This window comes from Aeromonas sp. 19NY04SH05-1, from assembly GCF_040581895.1.
GTDB classification, from domain to species: domain Bacteria; phylum Pseudomonadota; class Gammaproteobacteria; order Enterobacterales; family Aeromonadaceae; genus Aeromonas; species Aeromonas enteropelogenes.
The window spans coordinates 4,157,537-4,183,937 of sequence record NZ_CP095328.1; the positions used below are offsets into that span (position 1 = coordinate 4,157,537).

16 protein-coding genes and 1 riboswitch are annotated in these 26,401 nt (G+C 61.5%); of the genes, 5 read left to right on the plus strand and 11 right to left on the minus strand.

From position 1 onward, the window contains the following. Nucleotides 1–271: 271 nt before the first annotated feature. Nucleotides 272–385: riboswitch (TPP riboswitch) on the minus strand. Nucleotides 386–494: 109 nt separating this feature from the next. The 3 genes from MRK42_RS19125 to MRK42_RS19135 all read right to left on the minus strand — a co-directional run bounded on the left by MRK42_RS19125 (nt 495) and on the right by MRK42_RS19135 (nt 3,211). Further along, nucleotides 495–1,973: an aerolysin family beta-barrel pore-forming toxin gene (locus tag MRK42_RS19125; protein WP_354688538.1), complete on the minus strand. Its 1,479-nt coding sequence runs from the start codon at nt 1,971–1,973 to the stop codon at nt 495–497. A 278-nt stretch (nt 1,974–2,251) separates the two neighbouring features. Beyond that, a complete protein-coding gene (locus tag MRK42_RS19130) occupies nt 2,252–2,722 on the minus strand; it encodes a hypothetical protein (RefSeq protein ID WP_268855584.1) in 471 nt (156 codons plus the stop codon). Nucleotides 2,723–2,794: 72 nt separating this feature from the next. Then, nucleotides 2,795–3,211, minus strand: a complete 417-nt coding sequence (locus MRK42_RS19135) for a hypothetical protein (RefSeq protein WP_042025109.1) — start codon at nt 3,209–3,211, stop codon at nt 2,795–2,797. 88 nt (nt 3,212–3,299) lie between these two features. Here MRK42_RS19135 and MRK42_RS19140 point away from each other — a divergent pair, with 88 nt between their 5' ends. Both MRK42_RS19140 and MRK42_RS19145 read left to right on the plus strand, forming a co-directional pair. Next, on the plus strand, nt 3,300–3,968 hold the full coding sequence (locus tag MRK42_RS19140; RefSeq protein ID WP_354688539.1) for a response regulator transcription factor: 669 nt from the start codon (nt 3,300–3,302) through the stop codon (nt 3,966–3,968). Further along, entirely contained in the window at nt 3,965–5,176 is a 1,212-nt protein-coding gene (locus MRK42_RS19145; protein WP_354688540.1) for a HAMP domain-containing sensor histidine kinase, read from the plus strand. The genes MRK42_RS19140 and MRK42_RS19145 overlap by 4 nt, the downstream gene beginning before the upstream one ends. Before the next feature lie 66 nt (nt 5,177–5,242). Here the strand turns inward: MRK42_RS19145 and rimK are convergent, their stop codons facing one another. After that, nucleotides 5,243–6,139, minus strand: a complete 897-nt coding sequence (gene rimK, locus MRK42_RS19150) for a 30S ribosomal protein S6--L-glutamate ligase (protein WP_354688541.1) — start codon at nt 6,137–6,139, stop codon at nt 5,243–5,245. Nucleotides 6,140–6,378: 239 nt separating this feature from the next. Further along, nucleotides 6,379–10,086 (minus strand): methionine synthase, encoded by a 3,708-nt coding sequence (metH, locus tag MRK42_RS19155; protein WP_354688542.1) that lies wholly within the window; start codon nt 10,084–10,086, stop codon nt 6,379–6,381. A gap of 202 nt (nt 10,087–10,288) precedes the next feature. On the opposite strand from metH, the gene MRK42_RS19160 reads away from it, so the two are divergent. Next, nucleotides 10,289–11,566, plus strand: a complete 1,278-nt coding sequence (locus MRK42_RS19160) for a sodium:proton antiporter (protein WP_026456942.1) — start codon at nt 10,289–10,291, stop codon at nt 11,564–11,566. 103 nt (nt 11,567–11,669) lie between these two features. Here the strand turns inward: MRK42_RS19160 and MRK42_RS19165 are convergent, their stop codons facing one another. The 4 genes from MRK42_RS19165 to MRK42_RS19180 form a co-directional block, all read right to left on the minus strand. Next, on the minus strand, nt 11,670–13,247 hold the full coding sequence (locus MRK42_RS19165; protein WP_216993578.1) for an EAL domain-containing protein: 1,578 nt from the start codon (nt 13,245–13,247) through the stop codon (nt 11,670–11,672). A gap of 129 nt (nt 13,248–13,376) precedes the next feature. Then, nucleotides 13,377–14,969: an EAL domain-containing protein gene (locus MRK42_RS19170; RefSeq protein WP_354688543.1), complete on the minus strand. Its 1,593-nt coding sequence runs from the start codon at nt 14,967–14,969 to the stop codon at nt 13,377–13,379. Between the two features lie 269 nt (nt 14,970–15,238). Further along, entirely contained in the window at nt 15,239–17,836 is a 2,598-nt protein-coding gene (gene acnB, locus MRK42_RS19175) for a bifunctional aconitate hydratase 2/2-methylisocitrate dehydratase (protein ID WP_216993576.1), read from the minus strand. A gap of 229 nt (nt 17,837–18,065) precedes the next feature. After that, nucleotides 18,066–20,321, minus strand: a complete 2,256-nt coding sequence (locus MRK42_RS19180) for a patatin-like phospholipase family protein (RefSeq protein ID WP_354689065.1) — start codon at nt 20,319–20,321, stop codon at nt 18,066–18,068. A 248-nt stretch (nt 20,322–20,569) separates the two neighbouring features. Between MRK42_RS19180 and MRK42_RS19185 the strand changes: the two genes are divergently transcribed. Both MRK42_RS19185 and MRK42_RS19190 read left to right on the plus strand, forming a co-directional pair. Further along, complete coding sequence (locus MRK42_RS19185) at nt 20,570–22,480, plus strand: methyl-accepting chemotaxis protein (protein WP_225633914.1); 1,911 nt, start codon at nt 20,570–20,572, stop codon at nt 22,478–22,480. Between the two features lie 134 nt (nt 22,481–22,614). Next, nucleotides 22,615–22,797, plus strand: coding sequence for a hypothetical protein (locus MRK42_RS19190; protein ID WP_354688544.1), 183 nt, complete (start codon nt 22,615–22,617; stop codon nt 22,795–22,797). A gap of 127 nt (nt 22,798–22,924) precedes the next feature. Here MRK42_RS19190 and lpdA read toward each other — a convergent pair whose 3' ends face one another. Together lpdA and aceF are read right to left on the minus strand one after the other, a co-directional pair. Then, the gene (gene lpdA / locus MRK42_RS19195) at nt 22,925–24,352 is read right to left on the minus strand and encodes a dihydrolipoyl dehydrogenase (protein ID WP_042025101.1); all 1,428 of its coding nucleotides are present in this window, start codon (nt 24,350–24,352) and stop codon (nt 22,925–22,927) included. A gap of 163 nt (nt 24,353–24,515) precedes the next feature. After that, nucleotides 24,516–26,381, minus strand: a complete 1,866-nt coding sequence (aceF, locus tag MRK42_RS19200; protein WP_354688545.1) for a pyruvate dehydrogenase complex dihydrolipoyllysine-residue acetyltransferase — start codon at nt 26,379–26,381, stop codon at nt 24,516–24,518. Nucleotides 26,382–26,401: the final 20 nt, after the last annotated feature.

A 26,401-nucleotide genomic window follows, 5' to 3' on the forward strand; every position in this document is an offset into this window, starting at 1 on the left:
AACTCACATTAACTGGTTGAAGTTATGGGTGTTTGCTTGTCTGGAGTTCGAGGAGAAGATGAACTTGCGGCGGGGTGTGTTCGGGGGAGTGGGCGATGGGGTTTCTCTTCCCAGTCCAGCCCTGTCGTCCCTCTGCCCTGTGCGGCAGATCCGCAGGCCTGACGGCCCGGCGGGACAACTCCCCCCTGTGCGCCTGTAGCCATCGCGGACGGAACCCTTGATGGGTGGGGCCCTGCTCCTGATGAGCGAGGGTTTGCCCTAGCGCGGTAACCCGCAAGTTACCCTTGTTTCCCTTCGCAGGTCTTAACCTGATCAGGTTCCACGGATCCCGAATTAACGGTCTCAGCTTAGCGTCGTTCGACGGTCAGCACTCCGACAAGATGGCGCCAGTATAAGTGGGGTTTTGCAAAGTACAACCCATTAACACGCCCGACCAGTGCAAAAGAAAGACCGGGCACTGGGCCCGGTCTGGTCGTTACGTTGCGTGTGCTTGTTTAATTGCGAGCCGGAGTCACCGAGAGCGTGACATTCTCGAAGCCCAGTTCGGCAAGCTCCTGGGCATCCAGCGGGATGTCCAGCTTGAGCCCGGTATTGGCACCGTCCACGCTGCGGGCACGGCGTACCTTGCTGTCGCTGCCAAGCGGCACCGGGGTGCCGATCTCGATATTGCCGGCGAACTGGCTCTCGGCGCGGAAGTCACCCGTGATGCTGGCGCGAACCGGGCGCAGTACTCTGGCCAGGCTGTCCTGCATGGTGGCGAGGCCGTTCTGCTGGATGGCCCAGTTCCAGTCCCACCACTTCATCTCGCCAGGGAGGTAGCGCTTGTCCCACTGGTAACGGATGCTGCTCGCCTTGTCCTTGAACGGACCGATGGCGAAGGTGTGACTCAGGGTCGGACGATCCTCGGGATGGGTATGCCAGGCATTGCCACCCCAACGCAGAAAGCCGTTGAAGGTCAGGTCATAGCTCATATCCGCTTTGAACTCATAGGGATAGGAGATGTTCGCCTTGTAGAGCTCGATCTTCACCGGTACCCGGGAGCGGGCGGGCACGACCGGACGTACCGACTGGGACAACGCCGTGGTGACGGCCCCTCCATTCTGGGAGGCCCAGGACTGGTTCGCGGCAATCTCGATGGAGACCTCGGTCTCCCCCACCAGCGGCCACTTGAACTTGTTCTTGGTCGAGACCTTCTCGCTCAGGCCATAGGTGTTGGTCTTGGACCAGTTGCTCATGGTGGTGTAGTTCAGGGTCACGTCATAACCGGACTGTGGCGTGTCGCTGATGTTGGTCGCCCAACCCACCACTGTGTGGACCAGGGTACGCTCTGACTGGGTCACGTCGCCGTGGCTGAAGCTGCCCGGATCCAGGGTATAGGCGAAGTTGCTGACCCGGATGCTGCTCTTCTCGTTGCAGCGATAGCCGTCGCATTTCCCGCCGTCGTTGCCACGCAGCACCCAGTCGTCCCCCTCCTGGATCACGTCCATGTCATCCCCGACAAACTGGCTGTGATCGCCGCCGACCCAGGCATAGCCCAGATAGTGGGCCAGATAACTCACCGGCTTGATGAAATTGGCGCTGTCGTGAACCATACGCCATTGCACATCCACTGCATCGCCGTCAGGAATATTGAAGGCGGGCAATACAGGTATTTCTGCCGTGGCGGGACGAGTGGGATAACACCAGGTTGTCGATGCCTTGCCCGGTTTTATTTCACCGTTATAACCTGGCCCAAGAATAACCCAGTTATTGGCCAACCCACTGATTTGCCACTGCCCCATCATGGCCACAATATTATTCCGGACACTCTGTGCTTCTTCCCGGTTAATTGGACGATAATCAGCACCGCAGACATCTTCCCCAAGAGAGAACAACCGCAGCTGGTCAGGATAGATGGGCTCTGCAGCACCGGCCTGGGCGGCCAGCGTGGCGGAAATGATTAATGACAAGCCTGTTATTTTGAGTGCTTTCATAGCAACCCCTTATTTTTGGAGAACAACACGAATGAGAGGGTTATTTTTATTAACAAGCAGCACGCCAGACCACCATATCAGTCGAGGTTATTTAGACTCAAGCAGGAATATTTAATTTCATGATCTCAACATAACGAAAACGTTTGAATTAGAGCTATCACTTTAATGACCAAATACTTATATGCGGCCCTCTTTAAATGAAATAAAATCTAACAATTTTATATATTCTTAAATATCCTGACTTATTGGATAAGACAGAGAATAGATATTTCCCAGTTTTATTCCGTGATTTCATCTTCCGGATTGACGACCAGGATCTCCTGCAGGCTCCCTGCTTCATCCCGGGTCAGCACCAGCTCGCGTCCGGGTTGCAGGTCACCGGGGCCACCATTGAGCCAGCGGGTATGATGATCAAACGCCACCTCCCCCAGCCCCGCCATCGATAGCGTCCCGGCACCTTGTGCGATCAGGGGCGCCTGCGCCCGTCGCCAGCCATCCGGCTGCCGGGGCGGCACCAGAGCAATCTGCTCGGCCACGCCATCACGGCTCCAGATGGCGAGACGCATACCGGGCCTCAAATCAGATATTTGCCGAATACCCTCCAGCCGGGCGCTGCCCAGTTCGAGTTCGGCTCCCTGAAACTGCAGGCGCAGGCCGTCGTTGTGTTCCAGTTCCACCAGCCAGAGTTCGCGCTCGGCAGCCTGGGTACAAAAGGGCAGAGAGAGGAGAAGAAGGATGGCGGGTTTCATGTGGCGGCCCATGGTCAAGTGCAGGAGGAGCCTTAACTATGGGCCGGGATGGAGAGATTTTCCGCTGGCGTGTCAGTCGTCCTGGCGGCAACGGCTCAGGCGCATGCCGTCGAATTTGCACTCCAGCTCGAGCCAGCGCCCTTCGAACGGGGCCAGGCTGTTGTCCGAGGTGGTATAACCCCAGATCCGCCCCCGCTCGACCGGCCCTTCCAGCTCCATCTCGTCCGCTTCGTCGATCGCTTCCACTTCCCGCACGTAGCGCACACCGTCCAGCACCACCCCTTCCAGATCGACCCAGGTCCCCCCCAGATCGTCTTCGTTGAGCCAATCCTTGAAGCGGGTCTGATCGTCGATCACAAACGGCAGACCATTGACCATCAGCTGCCCCAGCTGCCAGGTGGTGCGGCCGGTCAGCTTGAATTCGGCAGCATGTGCCATGCCAAATGGCAGCATGAGCAACAACAGCAGGGCACAGATAGGTTTCTTCATCGGGGATCCTCGGGGTTACACTGGCACACAGGATGCCGTATCCGGTGTGAAAAGACCGTGAAAAGGTCGCTGACCAGGAGAGCAAAGCATGAAGATTTTGGTTGTGGAAGACAATCCTCAGGTAGCGGAAACCATCATGGATTATCTGGAGCTGGCGGGCCACCGGCTGGATTGCGCCTATCACGGCCAGGCCGCCCTGCAGTTGCTGGCGGAGCAGCGCTTCGACGTCATCATCATGGACGTCATGATGCCGCGCCTGGATGGCCTGAGCGCGGTGGCCCGCCTGCGCGAGCAGGGCATTGCCACCCCGGTGCTGTTTCTCACCGCCCGCGACAGCCTGGAGGACAAGCTGGCCGGCTTCAAGGCGGGGGGCGATGACTATCTGGTCAAGCCGTTCGCCATGGAGGAGCTGGAGGTGCGCCTGCAGGCCCTCAGCCTGCGGGGGCCGCGTGGAGACGTGGGTGCCATCAGCGTGGGCGAGCTGACCGTCGATACCGCCAGCGGCCGCGCCACCCGGGCCGGGGTCGAACTCAAGCTGGGCAAGATCCCGTTCCGGATCCTCACCCTGCTGGCTCGCCGTGCCCCCGCCATCGTCAGCCGCCAGGAGGTGCTGGATACCGTCTGGGGGGATGAGGAGCCGGACTCCGACGCCCTGCGCAGCCACATCTATGCCCTGCGCAACGCCCTCGACAAGCCCTTTCCCACCCCCATGCTGGAGACCCTGCACGGCCAGGGCTACCGGCTGGTGACCCCATGAGCCTGCCGAGCCTGCGCCGTCGCCTGGTGGTGGCCCTTGGTGGGGCCGGCCTGGTGCTGCTGATGCTGATCTCGGGCCTGATGCTGGTGGCCGAGGACAAGATGGAGGAGCTGAGCCTGCGCCACTGGCTGGAGGCAGAGGTGACCCGCTACGGCGATGACTGGCTGCGCCTCGGCATGGCGGCGCCGGCGCCGAGCCCGCGCCAGTTCTCCAGCTACTGGACCGAGGCGGGACGCCTGCCGGTCTGGCTCAGGCCCTACCAGACCCCCGGCTTTTTCGAGCATCAGCTGGGCGAGGAGGACAAGCACTTTCTGGTGGCGCGCCACCCCTCTGGCAAGGGGCTGCTCTATCTGGTGTTCAACGACGACGCCGACGACTATCTGGATCCTTACGAAGACAAACTGCATCTCGCCACCCGGCTGATCGGGCTGGCGCTTCTGCTCGCCTTCATCGGGTTTGGCATCTGGCTGGTGCGCCACATTACTGGGCCGTTGCAGCGGTTGCAGCAGCGGGTTGCCCACCTCACTCCGGATCAGGCGGACTTCGTGCCCGACGCCCCCTGGCAGGAGCTGCGGGACATAGAACAGGCGCTGCTGAGCGGCAAGCAGGAGGTCAGCGCCGTATTTGCCCGCGAGCAGGAGTTCAGCCGCTTCGCCAGCCACGAACTGCGCACCCCTAACATGGTGATCCAGGGTTCCGCCGCCCTGCTCGGCAAGGTGACCGATCTGCCAGCCCCGGCGGCCCGCGCCACCGTCCGCATTCGTGCCGCCGCCGACGAGATGGCCCTGCTCACCGAAACCTTCCTGCTGCTGGGGCGCAAAGAGGAGGTGGAGCGGCCGCCACAGCAGGTGGCACCGCTGATCCGCCGGGAGCTGGCCCGCCTTGCCCCCTTGCTGCAGCGGGAGTCCCTCGATATCCGGCTTGAACTGGACGAGGCAAGCGAAGTAAACGCTCCCCTCTCCCTGCTCGCTATTGCACTTGGCAACCTCTTGAAAAACGCCCTCAGCTACGCCGAAGGCCATATCGAGATCGAGCTGCGCGGGCAGGTGCTCACCATCAGCAACCCGACGGCGGCGGCGCCGGATCAGATCCTCGGCTACGGCTGCGGCCTCACCATCATCCAGCGCATCTGCGAGAAGCTGGGCTGGCAGATAGAGACCCGGTTGGAAGACGGCATCTTCAGCGCCCGGCTGGCGATGAGCCCATGAAACAAGAAGGCGCCCGAGGGCGCCTTCTCTTTATGCTGCTTGATGCAGCTTGTCACCCACAGCCCCTTACTCGGCAGGCTTGTGCTTGCGGCTACCCTTGAGCTCGAGAAACTCGATGATCTTGCCTGCCACATCCTTGCCGGAGGCGGCCTCCACCCCTTGCAAACCGGGGGAAGAGTTCACCTCCAGCACCAGCGGCCCGCGGGCAGAGCGCAGTATGTCTACGCCAGCCACATCCAGCCCCATGATCTTGGCGGCCTGCACCGCGGTAGCCCGCTCCTTCGGGGTGATCTTGATCGCCTCTGCGGTGCCGCCCCGGTGCAGGTTGGAGCGAAACTCCCCGGGCTGGGCCTGACGGCGCATGGCCGCCACCACCTTGCCGTTGACCACCAGGCAGCGGATGTCGGCGCCGTTGGCCTCGCGGATATACTCCTGCACCAGGATGTTGTTGTTGGTCTGGATAAAGGCCTCGATCACGCTCTCAGCGGCCTTCTGGGTCTCGCACAACACCACGCCTATCCCCTGGGTGCCCTCCAGCAGCTTCACCACCAGGGGGGCGCCGCCCACCATGGTGATAAGGTCGGGCACGTCATGGGTGCTGTGGGCATAGCCGGTCACCGGCAGGCCGACCCCGTGGCGCGACAACAGTTGCATGGCCCGCAGCTTGTCGCGGGAGCGGCTGATGGCCACCGAACTGTTGAGGGCCAGGGTGTTCATCATCTCGAACTGGCGCAGCACGGCGGTGCCATAGGCGGTGATGCTGGCCCCGATCCGCGGGATCACGGCGTCATAACTCTCCAGCTCCCCCCCCTCGTAGTGAATGGAGGGGTTGTGGGAGGCTATGTTCATGTAACAACGCAGGGTGTCGAGCACCTCGACCTGGTGACCACGGGCCTGTGCCACCTCGACCAGACGGCGAGTGGAGTAGTTTTTCGGCTCACGGGATAAAATGGCGATCTTCATGACAATTCCGCTAGAAGGCAGTGCCTGGGCAGGATGGGGCGGGAGAGTATAAGGTGCCACAGCGCCAAGACAACGCCAATTGTTTCTCCTGACAACAAGACAAACCGCACACAGAGCTCACCGCTCAGCTCCTCGCCGCGACCATGGAAAACGGCGGCACCAAGCTGGCTTGTCCGCCAGCCCGCGCATGCCGCCGTTTTTTCCTGACGATCAGCCGGATTTCATCCGGCCTTTCACTCTTAGCCGATATTGGGGGCCAGCCAGCGCTGGGCCTCCTCCAGGGTCATCCCCTTGCGCACGGCGTAGTCCTCCACCTGATCGGGCTGGATCTGGGCCACCGCGAAGTACTTGCTGTCGGGGTGGGAGAAGTACCAACCCGACACCGCTGCCCCCGGCCACATGGCGTAGGACTCGGTGAGCTGCATGCCGATGGCCTGTTCCACGTCCAGCAGCTCCCAGATGCTCCCCTTCTCGGTGTGCTCCGGGCAGGCCGGGTAACCGGGCGCCGGGCGGATGCCGCGGTAATTCTCGCGAATGAGCTCCTCATTGGAGAGCGCCTCGTCCGGGGCATAACCCCAGTGCACTTTGCGCACCTGCTCGTGCAGGTACTCGGCAAACGCCTCCGCCAGACGGTCGCACACCGCCTGAATGAGGATGGCGTTGTAGTCGTCGTGATCCGCCTTGTAGGCCTTGGCGATGGCCTCCTCGCCGATGCCGCCGGTCACCGCAAAGGCGCCTATCCAGTCCGGCTTGCCGCTCTCCTTCGGCGCCACATAGTCCGCCAGACAGTAGTTGGGGAAACCCTGCTTCTCGCTCTGCTGGCGCAGGTGGTGCAGCACTTTTTTCACTTCAGTGCGCGACTCGTCGGTGTAGACCTCGATGCTGTCTCCCACGGCGTTGGCGGGGAACAGGCCTATGATGCCGGCGCAGCGCACGCTCTGATCCTGCTCCAGCTGATCCAGCATGGCGTTGGCGTCGGCAAAGAGGCGCGTCGCCTCCTCCCCCACCACTTCATCTTCCAGGATGCGGGGGAACTTGCCCGCCAGCTCCCAGCTCAGGAAGAACGGCGTCCAGTCGATGTAGGGGCGCAGCACCGAGATGGGCACGTTCTCGAACTTCTGCACGCCGGGCTCCCGGGGCGCCGGCGGCTCATACCCCACCCAGTCGAGCTGATGGCGGTTGGCGCGAGCCTCCGCCAGCGTGATGGGGCGCGAGCGCGGCTGCTTGCGGGCGTGCTGCTCGCGGGCAATCTCGTACTCCTTGTCGATGCGGGCCACAAAAGCGGGCTTGAGATCCTCGCTCAGCAAACTCTGGGCCACCCCTACCGCGCGAGAGGCGTTGGAGACATAGACCACGGGTTCGGAGTAGTTCTGCTCTATCTTCACCGCAGTGTGGGCCTTGGAGGTGGTGGCGCCGCCGATGAGCAGCGGCAGCTTGAAGCCCTGGCGCTCCATCTCCTTCGCCACGTGCACCATCTCGTCGAGAGATGGGGTGATGAGGCCCGACAGGCCTATGATGTCGGCATTCACCTCCCGCGCGGTCTTGAGAATGGTCTCGCAGGAGACCATGACCCCGAGATCGATGATCTCGAAGTTGTTGCACTGCAGCACCACGCCGACGATGTTCTTGCCGATGTCGTGCACGTCCCCCTTCACGGTGGCGAGCACGATCTTGCCGTTGCTGGAGCCGCCGGACTTCTCCGCCTCGATATAGGGCTGCAAATAGGCCACCGCCCGCTTCATGACCCGGGCCGACTTCACCACCTGGGGCAGGAACATCTTGCCGGCGCCGAACAGATCGCCCACCACGTTCATGCCGTCCATCAGCGGCCCCTCGATGACGTGCAGCGGCCGCTCGGCCTGGGCGCGCGCCTCCTCGGTGTCCTCCTCGATGAAGTCGGTGATGCCTTTCACCAGGGCATGTTCCAGCCGCTTGCCCACCGGCCAGCTGCGCCACTCCTGCTCCCGCGGATCTTCGGCCTGGGCGCCGGCACCGCGATACTTCTCGGCGATGGCCAGCAGCTCCTCGGTGGCATTGTCATTGAGGTTGAGCACCACCGCCTCGACCTTCTCTTTCAGCTCGGCCGGGATGTCTTCATAGATGGCGAGCTGGCCGGCGTTGACGATCCCCATGTCCATGCCGTTCTTGATGGCGTGGTAGAGGAAGACGGCGTGGATCGCCTCGCGCACCGGCTCGTTGCCCCTAAACGAGAAGGAGACGTTGGAGACGCCGCCGGAGATCATGGCGTGGGGCAGGTTATCCTTGATGTCCTTCACCGCATCGATGAAGTCCACCGCGTAGTTGTTGTGCTCGTCGATGCCGGTCGCCACCGCGAAGATGTTGGGGTCGAAGATGATGTCTTCCGGCGGGAAGCCCACCTGATCCACCAAGATGCGGTAGGCGCGCTGGCAGATTTCAAACTTGCGGGCGCGGGTATCCGCCTGGCCCACCTCGTCGAACGCCATCACGATGACGGCGGCGCCATAGCGGCGCAGCAGTTTCGCCTGCTCGATAAACTTGTCCACCCCCTCCTTCATGGAGATGGAATTGACCACCGGCTTGCCCTGCACGCACTTGAGGCCGGCCTCCAGCACCTCCCACTTGGAGGAGTCGATCATCACGGGCACCCGGGCGATGTCCGGCTCGCCGGCAATGAGGTTCAGGAAGCGCACCATGGCCGCCTCGGCGTCCAGCATCCCCTCGTCCATGTTGATATCGATGATCTGGGCGCCGTTTTCCACCTGCTGCTTGGCGACGTCCAGGGCCTCGTCGTAGAGCCCCTCCTTGATGAGCCGCTTGAACTTGGCCGAGCCGGTGACGTTGGTGCGCTCACCCACGTTCACGAACATGGATTCGGGGGTGATGATGAGGGGCTCGAGGCCCGACAACCGGCAGGCCACCGGCAGATCCGGCAGGGTGCGGGGCTTGATGCCCGCCACGGCGTCCGCCATGGCGCGGATGTGGGCCGGGGTGGTGCCACAGCAGCCGCCCACCAGGTTGAGAAAGCCGCTTTGGGCCCACTCGCGGATATGGCCCGCCATCTCGGCGGCGTCGAGGTCGTACTCGCCGAAGGCGTTCGGCAGACCGGCGTTGGGGTGGGCACTGACACAGGATTCGCTGATGCGGGAGAGCTCCTCCACGTACTGGCGCAGCTCGTCCGGACCCAGCGCGCAGTTGAGGCCGAAGGAGACGGGTTTGACGTGGCGAAGGGAGTGGTAGAAGGCTTCGGTGGTCTGGCCGGAGAGAGTGCGGCCGGAGGCGTCCGTGATGGTGCCGGAGATCATCACCGGCAGGCTGTAACCCAGCTCCTCGAACACCAGGTCCACCGCGAAGGCGGCCGCCTTGGCGTTGAGGGTATCGAAGATGGTCTCGATCAGGATGATGTCGGCGCCGCCCTCGATGAGGGCATGGGTCGATTCGATGTAGGCGGCCACCAGCTGGTCATAGGTGACGTTGCGCTTGCCCGGATCGTTCACGTCCGGCGAGATGGAGGCGGTGCGGTTGGTGGGGCCCAGGACGCCTGCCACGAAGCGCGGCTTGTGGGGCTCTTTCGCGGTCCACTCGTCGGCCACGGCACGGGCCAGCCGGGCCGCCTCCCGGTTGATCTCGGCCGAGAGGTCCTCCATCTCGTAGTCGGCCATGGCGATACGGGTGGCGTTGAAGGTATTGGTTTCGAGGATATCGGCCCCGGCGGCGCAATACTGGTCGTGGATCTCGCGGATCACGGCGGGACGGGTCAGCACCAGCAGGTCGTTGTTGCCCTTGATGTCGGTGTGCCAGTCAGCAAAGCGCTCGCCTCTATAGTCTGCCTCGCCGAGCTTGTACCCCTGGATCATGGTGCCCATGGCCCCGTCGATGATCAGGATCCGCTCCTTGAGGCAGGTTTCCAGTTTCTTTGTTATGTCCGACTTCTGGTTCGGATCCCTACTTTGCCCACTCTTCGCCACGGCGCTTTCCTCTTACATCCATGCAACTGCGTAAGCAGCATCCTAACAGTAAACCTGGAAAATGGAAATCTAGCCGTCTATCAGTCCAAAATGGCCTTCATATACTCACTTGTGGGTAATGAGTAACATATGACCCGGGAGTACCCTATGGGCGTCCCGACAGGGATACGTGCTTGCTGTTTACAAACGAGAAAAAATAACTATGAGCGTCTACTACACACTCTGCTTCCTGGCAGCGTTGGCGATATTTATCGCCTTTGCCAACCAGTATGTCGTGAAGATCCAGACCACCATCGCCATCACCGCCGGCTCCATGCTGATCTCCGCGCTGATGGTGCTGTTCGGTAAACTGGGTTGGTTCAACCTGGAACCCCTTGCCGTCGAGACCATGAAGAGCATCGACTTCCAGAATTTCCTGCTCAAGGGGATCCTGGGCTTCCTGCTGTTCGCTGGAGGCCTTGGCATCAACCTCAAGGCGCTGCGCAGCCAGAAGTGGGAGATCACCATTCTGGCCATAGTCGCGACCCTGCTCTCCACCTTCCTCATCGGCTATGGCTTCTGGTTTATCGCCAAGCTGCTGGGCTGGGATGTGCCACTGGTCTACTGCATGCTGTTCGGGGCCCTGATCTCCCCCACCGACCCGATCGCCGTGCTGGCCATCGTCAAGAAGATGAAGGCGCCGCCCCAGATCTCCATCCAGATCGAGGGGGAGTCCCTGTTCAATGACGGTGTCGGCCTCGTCATCTTCGCCACCGTGTTTGCCGTGGCATTTGGCGGCGTCGAGCCCACCTTCGGCAGCGTGGCGGGTCTGTTCCTGCATGAAGCCTTGGGTGGCATCCTGTTCGGTGCCGTGCTGGGGGTCATCGCCCACGTGATGATCAGCGCCACCGATGACGGCTCTCTGGAGCTGCTGCTGACCCTCTGCATCCCGACTGCCGGCTTCGCCTTTGCCAACATGATCGGTGTCTCCGGCGCTCTGGCCATGGTGGTGACCGGCATCATGATCGGCAACTGGACCCGCCACTCCGGCTTCTCCGAGCAGAGCCGCCATCACCTGGATCACTTCTGGGAGTTGATGGACCAGTTCCTCAACGCCCTGCTGTTCCTGCTGATCGGTCTGGCGCTGGTGCTGCTGGATCTCGCCTGGCGTGACTGGATCCTGCTGGTCATCGCGGTGCCGCTCTGCCTGGCAGCACGCTTCATCAGCGTCTCCCTGCCCTATGTGGCCTTCCGCCGTTTCCGCACCTACAACACCTTCTCGGTGCGGATCCTCACCTGGGGCGGCCTGCGCGGCGGTCTGGCCATGGCGATGGCCCTGGCACTGCCGTCCGGCGTCATGATGCTCCCGGAGCACGGCGTCGACCTGCGCCAGGTCATCCTGGTGATGACCTACTCTGTGGTGATGTTCTCCATCGTGGTGCAGGGCATGACCATCACCCCGATGATCACCGCTGCCAAGCGGGCAAGCGGCGACTACTGATTGCCGCCTGCCACCGGGTTTTGCGACCCACTGGCACGCTGATAAAAAAATCCGGCCTCTCTACGGGGCCGGATTTTTATTTGCGCGCGGATTGCCGATGCCCTCAACAAGCGACGGCCGGTACCGACCGGGGATTAGCGGCGTTTTGGTTCAGCTCCGCCCTGAACTGTCCAAGGGGGATCGGCCGGCCAAACAGGTATCCCTGCTGATAGGTCACCCCTTTGGTCTTGAGATATTGCGCCTGTGCCGGGTGTTCTACCCCCTCGGCCACCAGGGAGAGACCGAGGCGGGAACCCAGGTCGATCACGTTGTCGACAATGTGCTCGGAGAGAGACTCGGTCCCGATCCGGCTGATAAAGGACTTGTCGATCTTGAGGTAGTCCACCTGGAACTGCTGCAGATAACGCAGGCTGGAGTGGCCGGTGCCGAAGTCATCGATGGCCAGCCTGACCCCCAGCTCGTTGAGCCGTCTGAACAGCGACAGGGTCTGGGGATCGGCCACCAGCAGCTCCCGCTCGGTCAGCTCCAGCACCAGCACCACCTGGCCCGGCGCGAAATGAGCGAGGAAGCGGCGACACTCGGCGAGCAACCCAGCCTCGCGGCAGTGGGCCGCACTGATGTTGAAGCTGATGTGAAATCCGTGGGGCACCTGCTGGCGCTCCATGCCCAGCTCCCGGGCCACCTCTTCCATGATCAGGGTTGTCATCGGCACTATGAGGCCACTCGCCTCCGCCTGGGGAATGAAGAGATCGGGGCGGATCAGCCCGGCCGTCGGATGTTGCCAGCGCATCAGTACCTCGGCCCCCATCACCCGCTCGCCATCCGACGCCACCAGGGGTTGCAGGTAGGGCACGAACTCCTTGTTGCGCAGGGCGCGTTCCAGCTCGCTGACGGGTGAGCGGGGCCGTCCCAGCAACCACCAGATCAGCAGGGCAAAAGTCAGGGAGATGCCTGCCAGCAGCAGGGCACCCCACCGCTTCTCCTGCCACAGGGAGAGCCAGAGCGAGGAGATTTCGTGTCCCGCATAGATGGAGAGCGGATAGCGGGCGGAAGGGGTCTCGTGACTGGCCAGGGTGGGCAGGGCTACCTCCTTGTCGCTCAGCACTCCCTCGTCATCCAGCCACTGGCTCCCCACGTGAAGGAGCAGCTTGCAGGGGCGGCCGCTGATCACCAGCATGAAGCGCAGGTAGTCGCCATCTATGGTGCTGACCGCCGCCCCCTGCTCCTTGTTGTCCCGCAGGATCAGCAAGGGGTGATCGGCACGCACCTGGCTACCCGACACCAGGCGCAGGCGACCATCGATGTAATTTTCCTGCCGATCGGGCCAGCGGATGGGGCCAAACAGGGAGTTGCAGTAGGCCTCCTCCTCCCCCGCCAGATTGACGGTGCGCACGAAGGGTACCAGCGCTACCTGTTGGCGCAGGGCAAACAGGGCCCGTTCGCACGACTTGCCGAGGAAGGGCAGGATCGCCTGATTGGCCTCTTCCGCATGGGACAACATGGTTTCCATCAGAGAGACCGCCTGTTTGGCGGACTCCTCGGACTGGCGTTCCAGGGTCTGTATATGGCTGTTGTACAACATCCAGAGACCCAGGGAGAAAGGCAGTCCAAACAGCAGCAGGGTACAACCAAGGCGTAGCCAGGGACGGGAGAAATCCAGGTTGGGCAACGTCATCGACATAAGGGCACCATACAGCGAACATGGCGACCCAACATAACAGGCGATGCTGAACTCAGGCCTAACGCGAACAAAGTTTGACCAGAGTGGAGCCAAAACAGCCAGCCCGCTCACCACTCTGGCCAGAGCCCTTTAACAGGCGTTCACGCTGCGCTTTTCCCGTGCAGGAACAGGCGAGCTGGCGGGGATATCCCCTGATTGCAGCTCTTCGCAAAATTGCGGTAACGGCATGGGGTGGGAGTAGAGGAATCCCTGCAGAAACTGGACTCCCTTGCTCCTGAGATAGGCGGCCTGCTGCTCTGTCTCGACCCCTTCCGCCACCAGGGCGAGACCAAGACGGCTCGCCAGATCGATCACGTTGTCGACTATGTGCTGGGAGAGGGATTCTGTGCCGATCCTGCGGATAAATGACTGATCTATCTTGAGATAATCCACATGGAACTGCTGCAGGTAACGCAGGCTGGAGTGGCCTGTGCCAAAATCGTCGATCGCCAGCCTGACCCCCATCTGATCCAGCTGCTGGAACAGGGAGAGCGTCTGGTTATCCGCCACCAGCAGCTCCCGCTCGGTCAGCTCCAGCACCATCACCACCTTGCCGGGGGCAAAGTGATCGAGAAAAGTGCGGCATTCGCTGAGCAGGGAAAAGTCGTGGCAGTGGGCCGCACTGATGTTGAAACTGATATGAAAACCATCCGGCAGTTGCGTCTGTATCCGCCCCAACTGGTTCGCCACGCTTCTCATCATCTGGCTGGTCATGGGCACGATAAGGCCGGATTCCTCCGCCTGGGGAATGAAGAGATCGGGCCGGATCACCCCCTCGGTGGCATGGTGCCAGCGCATCAGCACCTCCCCTCCCATCATGCTGCCGTCATCACTGGCCACCTGCAGTTGCAGATAGGGGACGAATTCCCTGGCACGCAGGGCCCGTTTCAGCTCGTCATTGGGAGAACCCGGGCGGCCCAGCACCCACCATACCAGCCAGGCAAGCAACAAGGCGCTGGCGGCCAGTGACAACAACGCCAGCTGACGCGCCTCCCAGAGTGACTGCCAGTAGTGGGGAATGCTGTAGCCTGCATAGATGGCAAAGGGGTAGCGGTCGGAGGAGAGCCTGAGGCTGGTACTGCGCTCCAGCCTGGGGGCATGGTCCAGATAGCGGCCAGACTCGTCGATGCTGGCCGAGCCCACCTGCAGAAACAGGACGTCGGGCTTGTCTCCCAGGGAGAGCATGAAACTGAGCAATGAGCTGTCGACGGCGCTGAGAGCGGCATCCCTGCCCTGTTCGGTGCGCACCACCAGCAGGGGGTGGTTCTGCCTTACCTTGTTGCCGCGCATCAGCAGCAACTTGCGATCGAGATAACGGGAGCCATCATCGACTTCGCTGACAGCCCCGAACAACGAGGTACAGCTGATCACTCCATCATTGACCAGGTTGACCGAGCGCAGGAAGGGTTCCACAGCTACTTTCTTGCGCAAGATCAGCAAATTACGTTCACAGGGGGCCGCTACAAACGGCAGCACTTCCCGGTTGACCTGTTCCGCACGATCCAGCACCTCTTCCATCAAGGTAATGGCCTTGTGCGCCGAAGCTCGGGAATCGGCTTTAAGATCATACAGATAGTTGCTGTGAACGATCCAGCCACCGACCAGCAGAGGGAGGGAGAACGCCAGCAGTGTGCTGCCGATGCGCAATCTGGTACGGGAAAGATCCAACCGGAAAAGAAACATAAAAAACCACGCCACAAGCTGTCAGGCCTGCCCAGGCAGACGCTGCACTAGACCAAGAGTCGGGTTACACAGGTAACGATGACTCATCGCTACCGCTCATAACCGAATAACATAACGTAAAGCGTTTATAAAACGAACCGATGAAACTGTGACCAGATCACACTTGTACCAGCCGCTCCCGCAGCAAGAGGCCCCCATAGAAACGAATAATGCCGCGTCGGGACGCGGCATTATGATTTATTTCCGATACGGACTCCGGTGAAGAGCGGTTATACCGCCTGCTGCAGGATCACCGCATCGGCCTTCTTGGTGTAGGAGGCGATCTCGTTGAAGTTCAGGTAGCGATAGGTGTCGGCCGCGGTAGCGTCCAGCGCCTTGGCATACTGCAGGTACTCTTCCACGGTCGGGATCTTGCCGAGGATGGCGGCAACCGCAGCCAGTTCTGCGGAGGCCAGATAGACGTTGGCCCCCTTGCCCAGACGGTTCGGGAAGTTACGGGTGGAGGTGGAAACCACGGAGGCCCCTTCCGCTACTCGCGCCTGGTTGCCCATGCAGAGGGAACAGCCGGGTATTTCGATGCGGGCACCGACCCGGCCGAAGATGCCGTAGTAACCCTCTTCGGTCAGCTGATCCTTGTCCATCTTGGTCGGCGGCGCGATCCACATGCGAGTCGGCAGCTCGCCCTGGTACTTCTCGAGCAGTTTGCCGGCGGCGCGGAAGTGACCGATGTTGGTCATGCAGGAGCCGATGAACACCTCGTCAATCTTGTCGCCGGCCACGCTGCTCAGTAAGCGGGCGTCGTCCGGATCGTTCGGCGCGCACAGGATGGGCTCCTTGATGGTGGCCAGATCGATCTCGATGATCTCGGCGTACTCGGCGTCCTTGTCCGCTTCCATCAGGGTCGGATTGGCCAGCCACTCTTCCATCCCCTTGATACGGCGGGTAATGGTGCGTACATCGCCGTAGCCTTCGGAGAGCATCCACTTGAGCATCACGATGTTGGACTTCAGATACTCGATGATCGGCTCTTTATCCAGCTTGATGGTGCAACCGGCGGCGGAACGCTCGGCGCTGGCGTCGGCCAGCTCGAACGCCTGCTCCACCTTCAGGGTCGGCAGACCTTCGATCTCGAGGATGCGGCCGGAGAAGATGTTCTTCTTGCCCGCTTTCTCGACCGTCAGCAGCCCCTTCTGGATGGCGGCATAAGGAATGGCGTGGACCAGGTCACGCAAGGTGATACCCGGCTGCAGCTCGCCCTTGAAGCGCACCAGCACGGATTCCGGCATATCCAGCGGCATCACGCCGGTGGCGGCGGCGAAGGCCACCAGACCGGAGCCCGCCGGGAAGGAGATCCCGATGGGGAAACGGGTGTGGGAGTCACCACCGGTACCCACGGTATCCGGCAGCAGCATACGGTTCAGCCAGGAGTGGATGACGCCGTCACCCGGACGCAGAGAGACACCGCCGCGGTTCATGATGAAGTCCGGCAGGGTGTGGTGGGTCTGCACGTCGATGGGCTTGGGATAAGCAGCGGTATGGCAGAAGGACTGCATGGTCAGGTCGGCGGAGAAGCCGAGGCAGGCCAGATCCTTCAACTCGTCGCGGGTCATCGGGCCCGTGGTGTCCTGGGAGCCGACGGTAGTCATCTTGGGTTCGCAGTAGGTACCCGGACGAATGCCCTGCACGCCGCACGCCTTGCCCACCATCTTCTGGGCCAAGGTGAAGCCCTTGCCGGTGTCGGCGACAGGTTGCGGACGACGGAACACGGTGGAGAACGGCAGACCCAGCGCTTCGCGGGCCTTGTCGGTCAGGCCGCGACCGATGATGAGCGGAATTCGGCCACCGGCGCGCACTTCGTCGATCAGCACGTCGGTTTTCAGTTCAAACTGGGCCAGCACTTCTTCGGTGCCGTGCTTGCAGATCTTGCCCTGGTACGGGTAGATGTCGATGACATCGCCCATCGCAAGCGCAGAGACGTCTACCTCGATGGGCAGGGCGCCGGCATCTTCCATGGTGTTGAAGAAGATGGGGGCAATCTTGCCGCCAAGGCAAACACCGCCGGCACGCTTGTTCGGCACGAACGGAATGTCGTCGCCCATGAACCAGAGCACGGAGTTGGTGGCGGATTTGCGGGAAGAACCGGTACCGACCACGTCACCCACGTAGGCGAGCGGGAAGCCTTTCTCTTTCAGGGCATCAATGGTCTTGACGGGGCCGACCACGCCGTCTTTGTCCGGGGTAATGCCGGGACGGGCATTTTTCAGCATGGCCAGGGCGTGCAGCGGAATGTCCGGACGGGACCAGGCGTCCGGCGCCGGCGACAGGTCGTCGGTGTTGGTCTCGCCGGTCACCTTGAAGACGGTGACGGTGATCTTGCCGGCCAGCTCGGGACGGGAGAGGAACCACTCGGCATCGGCCCAGGATTGCATCACCTGCTTGGCGTGGGCGTTGCCCGCCTTGGCCTTCTCTTCCACGTCGTGGAAAGAGTCGAACATCAGCAGGGTGTGGGAGAGGCCCTTGGCAGCAAGAGGGGCCAGCGTCGCGTCATCCAGCAGGTCGATCAGCGGCTGGATGTTGTAACCCCCCTGCATGGTACCGAGCAGCTCGACAGCTTGCGCGGCAGTCAGGATGGGGGAATGGGCCTCGCCCTTGGCGACGGCGGTGAGGAAACCGGCCTTCACGTAAGCCGCTTCATCAACGCCTGGGGGAATTCGGGAGGACAACAGCTCTTTCAGAAAGTCTTCTTCGCCGGCGGGCGGATTCTTGAGCAACTCGACCAGGGCGGCGACTTGCTCAGCATCCAGAGGTTTGGCAACTATGCCCTCGGCGGCACGTTCTGCGACGTGTTTACGGTAAGTTTCAAGCACGACTAATTCCTCTTTGGTCTTTTTTTGGGGTTCGCCCACGCTCGCGGCGATCGTCCTTGCGGGACACCCTGTAGGGTGCTCCCCACTATATAAGTTTTAACGACTAATTAAAATCCAAACGCTGTTTACTTATTCACCGCAAACTCATAACCAATTAATCGGTCTCTGTTTTTTTGGAAATTTAAAAATCCGACACAACCAGACTTAACAAATCAGCATCATTTTCGCATTATTCGAACGTACTGCCCAATTGCAGATAGAAGACATCATTGCCCCCCTCCGCCATGCCATAGCCGAGGAAGACGGGGCCGAGGAAGCTCTCCACCCCCACATAGACGGAACCCGCGGTGAAGGAGCTCCCCATGCCGATATCCTTGCCCTTGTTCCAGACCCCGCCCTGCTCCAGGGAGCCCCCCAGGTAGAGCGGCATCCTGAATGCGCCGAAGTCGTTATCGGCCACCCGATAGATGTAGCGCAGCCCGCCAAACAGGCTGTAGCGGCCGCTGAGCTGGTAACGCTGGAAACCGGAGAGGCGAAACAGACCGCCCAGATCCTGGATGTGCAGGGGGACCGCCTCCTCGCTGCCGGAGCCCCCCCCTTCCAGTATCAGGTTGAGGCTGTGGCGATCCCAGGACCAGGGTTTGATCATGGAAAGGTGGTAGTTCCACCCCTCGCTGCGATCATTCAGATCCTCCGGCCCCTCGAAGTTGACGTGAGAGTGGCCCAGCTTGATGTCCCACTTGACCCCTTCATAGGGGAAATAGAGGCTGTCGAGGTTATCGTGCTCGAAACGCACATAAGGGCCCCAAGCCGTCGCATCCACGCTGTAATTCCTGAAGTTTTGCAGATCCACCTTGCCGGTCTGTCCCTCCAGACCCATGGAGAGGCGGCTCCAGGGTTGGCGGTTCCAGCCGATGGCCAGATCCGCGCTGAAGAAGGAGTAGTCGGTATCGAGGTAGTTCAGGTCGATTTCGTCCGGCACCGGATTGAACAGGCGGCGGTCGGTCTGGTCATAGGCCAGGCTGGCCTCGCCATAGAAGGTCTGGGAGGGCTCCAGCGGCGTATAGAAATCGGTCTTGATGTGCTTGGCCGTGCCCAGCGACGCCTCGGTCAGCCACTCGGCCCCCCAGTCGTTGACGTTGGTCAGGGTGTAGGACATGCCCACGTTGTAGTTGGAGGTGTTTTCGAAGTCATCGGTGAAGCCGAACTGGAAGTTAAGGTAACCCGGGCCCCAGTTCTTCTCGCTGGCATCCACCACCAGCACGTTCTCCCCGTCCCGCTCCTCCACCTCGTAGGTGATGCGATCGAACGACTCCAGGGCATAGAGGCGGCGGATCCCCGCTTCCAGGCTCTCGTTGGTCTGGATCTTGTCGGGCCGTACCTTCAGCATGGCGCGTACCGTCTCGTCGGAGAGTCGCGACTTGTTGAGGATCTCCACCTTGTCGATAAAGTAGGCGGGCTGGCCGCTGCGCTCAGCGCGCCGGCTCAGCTTGAGATTGCGGTAGTCATTGTACTCGGCCTTGCTCAGGGAGAGGCGTTCAAGCTGCGCCGACGCCTTGCCGGCCGTCACCTCCCCTATCTTGATCCCCTCCGGCATGCGGCTGAAATCGGCGATCCCCATGTCGCCGAACTCGGGCACGAGCAGTATGTCGTCGGGCCCCAACAGCGCCTTCTGCTTCTCCGTGCCCACCTGGGTCATGTAGGTGGTGAGCTGATCGATCATGGCAAGCCCTGACTTGAGGGATTCCTTGGTGCGCAGCTTGGCGCCGATATCCACCGCGATCACCACGTCGGCCCCCATCGCCTTGGCCACATCCACCGGCATGTTGTTAACGCTTCCCCCGTCCGCCAGGATATGCCCCTCCCACTCCACCGGCTTGAGCGCGCCGGGAATGGACATGGAGGCCTGCATCGCCTTGGCAAGGCTGCCATGATCCAGCACGAAGGGCGTCACCGTCTCCATGTCGGTCGCCATGGCGCGATAAGGGATGGGCAGATCGTCGAAGCTCTTCTGCACCGGCAGGTTGGAGGTGGCGTGGCGCAGCAGGCTGGCCATGGACTGCCCCTGGAAGAAACCGTCCGGCAGCTGGGTGGTATCGCCGTTGACCCCGATATCGGTGCGCAGCTGGTACTGCTCGCTCTGCTGCTTCTTGCGCAGGGAGAGCTCGTTGCGGCCGACCTTGTCCTGATAGCCTTTGTTCCAGTCGATGGCGAGGGTGGTGCGCTCCACCTCCTCGGCACTGAGCCCCATGGCGTACATCCCCGCCACATAGGAGCCCATGCTGGTACCCACTATGATGTCGACCGGGATCCGCTTCTCCTCCAGCACCTTGAGGATGCCGATATGGGCCGAGCCCTTGGCCCCGCCCCCACTCAGAACCAGAGCAACCTTGGGGCGGCTCCCTTCGCTTGCCTGCACCAGCAGGGGACAGAGAGCCAAGAGCAGCAGAAACAAACGGGTCCATCCCGCACGGAAGCAGCGCATCATATTTTCCATATCATTCAAGGGGGATTACTCACCAGGATTGGCTCCTACTATAAGGGCCGCTCCGATGATCGCAAACTGCATCCGCGTGGCAGGTGGTCACCAGCACGCATCCTTGGTGCCATACGGGATTCGCCTCCTGTGAGCGCAAACGTAATCTGCGAATAAAGGTGTCCCTTGACTCAAGGGCATGGCCCCCTGGCCGCTAATATCAACTCATCCCGTGTTCCTCCACCCGAGTCACTCTTATGCTTGCAAGCCTGACACTCAAACAGAAAATCCTGGCCACCATCACTCTGGCCGTCGTGCTCTCCTGCCTGCTGGTGGGTTACTTCAGCCAGCGTTCGGCCCAGCAGCTGATCGAGAAGCGGATGTTCGAGCAGGAGCTACCCAACCTGACCCAGCGGATCAGCAAGGAGATCGAACAGGATCTCAAGGGGATCGCCCAGGCGGCACGGCAGCTGGCCACCGATCGCTTCATCCTCGACTGGGTGGACAGGGGGATGCCCAAAGAGCAGGAACCCATCCTGATCAATCAACTCAAGGACGTGGCCAGCCAGTATGGTCTGGTGACCGCCTCCTTCGCCGATCGCCAGAGCGCGGCCTACTACAACCAGGACGGCTTCCTGCGCAACCTGACACCAACCCAGGATGCCTGGTTCTACGACTACACCAAGAGCCAGAAGGAGATGACTCTCAGCATCTTTCGCGAAAGCAACGGCGAGATGAAGCTGTTCGTCAATTTCCAGCAACTCGATGGCCGCGGCCTGGCCGGATTTGCCAAATCCCTCGATGCCATGGTCGCCATGGTCTCCAGCTTCCGGCTTGAGCAAAGCGGCATTGTCTTCATGGTCGATGGCAGCGGCAAGGTGAAGCTGCACCCCAACGCCAGTCATATCGATCGCGATACCCTGGGCGCGCTTGTCAGCGGTGACAGTGCCAGCCTGCTCGCCAAGCGTCCCTTCGCCGTCATCAACGCCGAGGTGGACGGCCAACCCATGGTGCTGGCCAGCAGCTATATACCCATGCTGGACTGGTATCTGGTCACCCAGGTGCCCCAGGCCGAGATCTATGCCGGGCTGGCCCAGACCCGCAACGAGATCCTGATGATCTCTCTCGTCATCGCGCTGGCCATGGGCGCCATGGGCATGCTGCTGGCGGGCTCGGTGAGCCGCCCGCTCAATGACCTGGCCGGGTTGTTCAAGGAGCTTGGCAGCGGCGATGGCGATCTGACCCGCCGCCTCAAGGTGGAAGGGCGTGACGAGCTGGCCCAGGTGGCCAGCGGTTTCAACAACTTCGTGGCCAAGATCCACGCCTCCATCGAGCAGGTGGCCGACAACTCCCGCCAACTGGCCGCTACCGCCAACGAGGTGGCCGGCAAGGCGCAACTGACCCAGCACAACTGCACCGCCCAGCGCGACCGCACCGTGCAGGTGGCCACCGCCATCCACGAGATGGGGGCAACGGTGAGCGAGATCGCCGGCAATGCGTCGCTGGCGGCAGACGTGGCGAAACAGGCCAACGATCAGGCGGATGCGGGGGCCCAGGTAGTCGCCCAGGCCCGCCACGGCATCGTCGATCTCTCCGGCGAGATCGAGCAGGTAGCCGGCGTCATTGAATCCCTGGCCAGCCAGACCGACTCCATCGGCAGCATCCTCGACACAATCCGCAGCATCTCGGAGCAGACCAACCTGTTGGCCCTCAACGCCGCCATCGAGGCGGCCCGAGCCGGGGAACAGGGCCGCGGCTTCGCCGTGGTAGCCGACGAGGTGCGCAACCTCGCCAGCCGCTCCGCCGCCTCCACTGCGGAAATCCAGGAGATGATCAACCGGCTGCAGGAGCAGAGTGCCCGCGCGGTCAGCGCCATGGCCCGGGGCCGCAACCAGAGTCTGGAAGTGGTGAACCAGGCGGATGAGGCCAACGGGGCGCTCGGCCAGATCACCGCCCACATCACCCAGATCAGCGACATGAACATTCAGGTGGCCACCGCCACCGAGGAGCAGTCCAGCGTGGTCGGCGAAATCAACCGCAACGTGGAGGACATCAACCAGCTCACCATGGAGACCGCCGACATCGCTCATCAGCTGACCGAATCGAGTCGCAGCCTGCAGCAGCTCTCCGGCCAGCTCGATAAACTGGTCAGCAGCTTCCGCCTGTGATGAGCATTGCGGGATTATTCGGGGGCGCCCTGGCGCCCTTTTTCATGGTCGCGCCATACCATGACGCAGCCCCCTCGCCCTCTCTGCTCCAAAGGCCGGAAATGCCTCATAATCAGGGAAAAACAGGAGGCAGTATGAGCAAGCTGGTTATCGTGATGTTGCTGGGGGGACTGCTCAGCGCCTGCAGCAGTGGACCGGTACGGGTACACAGTGCCGATGTGAGCGTCGATGACGCCCGCATCCGCATCAGTGATGGCAGCAGGGACGGTTACGGCACCTTCTGCCCGCCGGGCCAGGCGAAGAAGGGACGCTGCTAAAGGCAGTGACTCTCGACCAGGCCACATGAGCTGCAACGGGAAGTGCAGCAACAGGCATCAATAAAAAGTGCAGCAACAAAAAAAGCCGCTCGATTGAGCGGCTTTCTTGTGCAACCAATTGAAAAAATTACTTTTTCTTCTTGGCCTTGGCGTTCGGCAGGTCAGTGATGGAGCCTTCGAACACTTCGGCAGCCAGACCCACGGACTCGTGCAGAGTCGGGTGAGCGTGGATGGTCAGGGCGATATCTTCGGCGTCGGCACCCATTTCGATGGCCAGACCGATTTCACCCAGCAGTTCACCACCGTTGGTACCCACGATGGCACCACCGATGACGCGGCCGCTCTCCTTGTCGAAGATCAGCTTGGTCATGCCGTCTGAGCAATCGGAGGCGATGGCGCGACCGGAAGCTGCCCACGGGAAGGTGGCGACTTCGAAGTTCAGACCCTGTTGCTTGGCTTCCTTCTCGGTCAGACCAACCCAGGCCATCTCCGGCTCGGTGTAGGCGATGGACGGGATCACTTTCGGGTCGAAGTAGTGCTTCTTGCCGGCGATGACTTCAGCAGCAACGTGACCTTCGTGAACACCCTTGTGGGCCAGCATGGGCTGACCGACGATGTCACCGATGGCGTGGATGTGGGCCACGTTGGTACGCAGCTGCTTGTCCACCTCGATGAAACCGCGCTCGTTGACGGCAACGCCCGCCTTCTCGGCGTCCAGCATCTTGCCGTTCGGCACGCGACCAACGGCTACCAGCACGTTGTCGTAGCGAACCGGCTCGGCCGGAGCGTGCTTGCCTTCGTAGGAGACGTACAGGCCGTCTTCACGGGCTTCAACTGCGGTGACCTTGGTCTCCAGCATGATGTTGAATTTCTTGGCAACGCGCTTGGTGTAGATCTTGACGATGTCTTTGTCGGCAGCCGGAACCAGCTGATCGGCAAATTCCACCACGTCGATCTCGGAGCCCAGGGAGGAGTACACGGTACCCATCTCCAGACCGATGATGCCGCCACCGATAACCAGCAGTTTGCCGGGAACGGTTTTCAGCTCCAGCGCGTCGGTAGAGTCCCATACGCGGGGATCGTCATGGGGGATGAACGGCAGTTTCACCGGACGGGAACCGGCCGCGATGATGGCGTTGTCGAAGGTGATGGTGGTCTTGCCATCAGCGCCTTCCACTTCCAGGGTGTTCGGGCCGGTGAACTTGCCGAAACCGTTCACAACCTGAACCTTACGCATCTTGGCCATACCGGCCAGACCGCCGGTCAGCTGGGTGATGACCTTCTCTTTCCACAGACGCACCTTGTCGATGTCGGTCTGCGGGGCACCGAAGACGATGCCGTGCTCGGCCAGCGCCTTGGCTTCTTCAATGACTTTGGCGACGTGCAGCAGGGCCTTGGAGGGAATGCAACCCACGTTCAGGCAGACGCCACCCAGGGTGGAGTAACGCTCGACGATAATGGTATCCAGGCCCAGATCGGCGGCGCGGAAAGCAGCGGAATAACCGGCAGGGCCAGCACCCAGTACTACGACCTGGGTTTTGATTTCTTTACTCATCATGACCTCTTTGTCGTTCTTATATCCCCAGGACTGCGCACTCTTAAACCTTCTTTTTGTTGCAAAACAAGGCGGCTGCAGCCGTGAAAAAAACGGGGCAAGTTTACAATCCTGTTAACGAAATGAGAAGTAAAAAGGGCAGGCTCTGGGCCCGCCCTCTCACTTACAGGACCAGTCGACGAATGTCGGACAGTACGCCATTCATGGTGGTGATGAAGCGGGCTCCATCGGCACCATCGATAACGCGGTGGTCGTAGCTCAGAGCCAGCGGCAGCATCAGGCGCGGCACGAACTCCTTGCCGTTCCACTTCGGCTTCATCTCGGACTTGGAGACGCCCAGGATGGCCACTTCCGGCGCATTGACGATCGGGGTAAAGCTGGTACCACCGATGCCACCCAGGCTGGAGATGGTGAAGCAGCCGCCCTGCATGTCGGACGCGGTCAGCTTGCCGGCACGAGCCTTCTTGGAGATCTCGGCCAGATCGCGGGACAGCTCGATGATGCCCTTCTTGTTGACGTCGCGCACAACCGGCACAACCAGACCGTTGGGGGTATCCACCGCCACACCGATGTGGATGTACTTCTTCATGATCAGCTTGCTGCCGTCTTCGGACAGGGAGCTGCAGAAGCGCGGATGGGCTTCCAGGGCCTTGGCGGCGGCTTTCAGGATGAACACCAGCGGGGTGATCTTCACGTCCAGCTTCTGCTTCTCGGCCAGCACGTTCTGCTCTTTGCGGAACGCTTCCAGCTCGGTGGTATCGGCTTCGTCGAACTGAGTGACATGAGGGATCATGGCCCAGTTACGGTGCAGGTTCGGACCGGAGATCTTCTGGATGCGGGTCAGTTCGACCTCTTCCACGTCACCGAACTTGCTGAAGTCGACCTTCGGCCACGGCAGTACGCTCATGCCGTTGCCAGAGCCTTGACCTGCAGCCGGTGCGGACTCGGCGCGCTTGACCGCATCCTTCACATAAGCCTGCACGTCTTCTTTGACGATGCGGCCCTTGCGACCGGAGGCCTTCACCTTGGCCAGGTTGACGCCGAACTCGCGAGCCAGACGGCGCACCGCCGGAGAGGCGTGGACGTAGGCATCGTTGGCGACGAAGTCAGAGGCAGCAGCTTGGGCGACCGGCGCAGGGGCAGCAACCGGAGCAGCAGCGACCGGAGCCGGGGCTGCGGCAGGGGCCGGAGCAGCCACGGCAGCCGGAGCGGCGCCAGCCACTTCGAACACCATGATCAGGGAACCGGTGGAGACCTTGTCACCCGCCTTCACCTTGATCTCCTTGACCACACCGGCGAACGGAGCCGGCACTTCCATGGAGGCCTTGTCACCTTCCACGGCGATCAGGGACTGGTCGGCTTCGACCTTGTCACCCACTGCCACCATGATCTCGGTGACTTCCACTTCGTCACCGCCGATGTCCGGTACGTTGACATCCTTGGCGGCGGCAACAGCAGGGGCGGCAGCCTGAGCCGGTGCAGCGGCGGCAACCGGCGCGGCGCCAGCCACTTCGAATACCATCACCAGGGAACCGGTGGAAACCTTGGCGCCAGCGGCAACCTTGATCTCGACCACGCGGCCCGCGAACGGTGCCGGCACTTCCATGGAGGCCTTGTCACCTTCCACGGCGATGATGGACTGGTCGGCTTCAACCATGTCGCCCACGGCAACCATGATCTCGGTGACTTCGACTTCGTCACCACCGATATCCGGTACGTGCACGTCCTGACGGGCGGCAGCGGCAGCAGGGGCAGCAGCAACCGGTGCAGCAACTTCTGCAGGTGCGGCGGCAGCGCCTTCGGCTTCGAAAATCATGATCTGGGAACCGGTGGCGACCTTGTCGCCCACCTTGATCAAGATCTCTTTAACGATGCCGGCGGCCGGAGCCGGGACTTCCATGGAGGCTTTGTCGCCTTCTACCGCGATGATGGACTGGTCGAGCTCGACCTTGTCACCCACGGCTACCATGATCTCGGTAACTTCAACCTCATCGGCGCCGATATCCGGCACCATAATCTGTTTGGACATTGTGCTTTATCCTCTTGCGT